This window comes from Mesobacillus sp. MER 48 (genome assembly GCF_023714225.1).
In the GTDB taxonomy this organism is placed as follows: Bacteria; Bacillota; Bacilli; order Bacillales; family Cytobacillaceae; genus Mesobacillus; species Mesobacillus oceanisediminis_A.
On sequence record NZ_JAMAUR010000022.1, the window covers coordinates 1 to 2,179 of the forward strand.

Genomic DNA, 2,179 nt, shown 5'->3' on the forward strand with positions numbered 1-2,179 from the left:
TAGAAATGCTAATTTAATTATGTACAAAAATGATTACGTAAGAATGTACAGTTTTGTGTCATGCATTCATACTTTACCTGAGGTGGAGAGAATGCATGTACAACTAGAAGTGACTACAGATATAGAGATCAAGTGTGTCACGGACTTACCAAAACTAAAGCTTCTTATGGAGAATCTGAATATGAAAATTAATAAGAGTAAGTTGGCCAGAGAGTTGAATGTTGATCGGAGGACCATAGATAAGTATCTAAACGGCTATGTACCCCCGGGGAAGCGAAAAAGTAATTCTAAAATAGATGAGTATTACAATGTCATTTCCCTACTGCTTTCTAAGGAATCTAAACAGATCTTTTACTACAAACGAGTGCTTTGGCAGTATCTAACGGATAATCATGGACTAGAATGTTCACAATCAAATTTCAGGGCCTATCTATCGAAAAAGCCTGAGTTCCAAGCGTATTTCACAGAGGGTAAAAGAACTCAGCCTGCAAAGTCCATTGTCAGGTTTGAGACAGCTCCTGGTGAACAAGCACAATTCGACTGGAAAGAAAACATCAGGTACATAACGAAGGATGGAGAAATTCTTTATGTCAATGTGGGGGTTCTACTATTGGCTCATTCAAGGTTCAGAGCCTTTCATTTATCCATTTCCAAGTCTCAAAGCGTTGTCATCTCTTTCCTAATGGAGAGTTTTGAAGCTTGGGGTGGAGTACCTAAAGTGATTGTGACTGACAACATGAAAACGGTGATGGATAAGGCAAGAACCGAGTATACGAAAGGGGTGGTAAATGAGCGGTTCCATCAGTTCGCAAAGGACTGTGGGTTCAAAGTGCAGCCATGTATTGCAGGAAGGCCACGCACAAAAGGAAAAGTTGAATCACCTATGAAATTACTGGATGAAATCCATGCATATCAAGGGAAGTTTGATTATGAGGAACTGAATCAATTTGTCCAAAAGCTGTGTGAACGAATTAATCATAGTTATCACCAAGGTACAGGGAAAATACCTATTTTAGCACTACCACAAGAAAAGAGCCTCTTACTCCCCCTACCACGGAAAGAACTAAGAGACTCTTATAAGATCAGCCACAAACTTGTGAAAGTCAATCCAAGCAATATGATTACCTATCAATCAAACCAGTACTCAGTTCCAGCTGAATACAAAGGAAAGACCGTAGGTCTACAAGTCTATGACGACCAAATTCATATTTATTATAACACCGATTTAATCGCACAACATCAAATCAGCCGGATTCGCCTTAATTACAAGGAGGACCATTATGTAGCAGCGTTGTCCCAAAGCCTTGGGAAGTTTCCGGATATTAAAGAATTAGCCAGAAAAAATCTACAAGCGATTAGTGAGGTATATAAAAATGAATAGCACTTATCAACAACTCCTTAAAAACCTGGAGTATTTAAACCTGAAACAAATGATTGAACATTTGGGTGATACGATTGACTTTAGTATGAGTAACCAATTGTCATTCGTTGATACACTGGTCAAACTAACAAATTATGAAATTGATGTCCGAGAGAAAAGCATGATCAACTCAATGGTGAAGGTGGCAGGTTTTCCACACCGTAAAGAACTAAGTGAATTCGATTTTGAATTTCAGCCTACCATCAATAAACAGCAGATGCTTGACTTTACCTCGTTGAGGTTCCTGGAGGAGAAAGAGAACATTGTTTTCTTGGGAACCAGTGGTGTAGGAAAGACGCATCTGGCCACCTCTATTGGTATAGCAGCAGCGAAAAAAAGAACAAGCACCTATTTTATTAAGTGCAATGATTTAATCATGAATTTAAAGCGAGCAAAGCTGGAAAATAGATTAGAATCAAGATTAAAGCACTATACAAAATATAAGCTTTTGATCATTGATGAAATAGGCTACCTCCCGATTGACAGGGAGGATGCCAAGTTATTCTTCCAGTTGATTGATTTACGATATGAAAAAAAGAGCACGATTCTTACAACTAATATTAGCTTCAAGGAGTGGGACGGAGTTTTTCAAGATACTATGTTAGCGAATGCGATATTAGATCGCGTACTACATCACGCTACCGTAGTAAATATAGTGGGTGATTCATACAGAATAAAGAATCATTTTGAAAAAGAAAATGATTAAAAATGTACATTCTTACACAGTCAAAAATGTACATGATTGCATTGACATTTATA

At 37.8% G+C, this 2,179-nt stretch carries 2 protein-coding genes; both read left to right on the forward strand.

Features of this window, described 5'->3' with window-relative positions:
• Positions 1-91: 91 nt before the first annotated feature.
• Positions 92-1,381 (forward strand): IS21 family transposase, encoded by a 1,290-nt coding sequence (gene istA, locus M3593_RS23625; protein WP_251545067.1) that lies wholly within the window; start codon positions 92-94, stop codon positions 1,379-1,381.
• Entirely contained in the window at positions 1,374-2,126 is a 753-nt protein-coding gene (gene istB / locus M3593_RS23630; RefSeq protein WP_251545066.1) for an IS21-like element helper ATPase IstB, read from the forward strand. Before istA ends, istB begins: the two co-directional genes overlap by 8 nt.
• Positions 2,127-2,179: the final 53 nt, after the last annotated feature.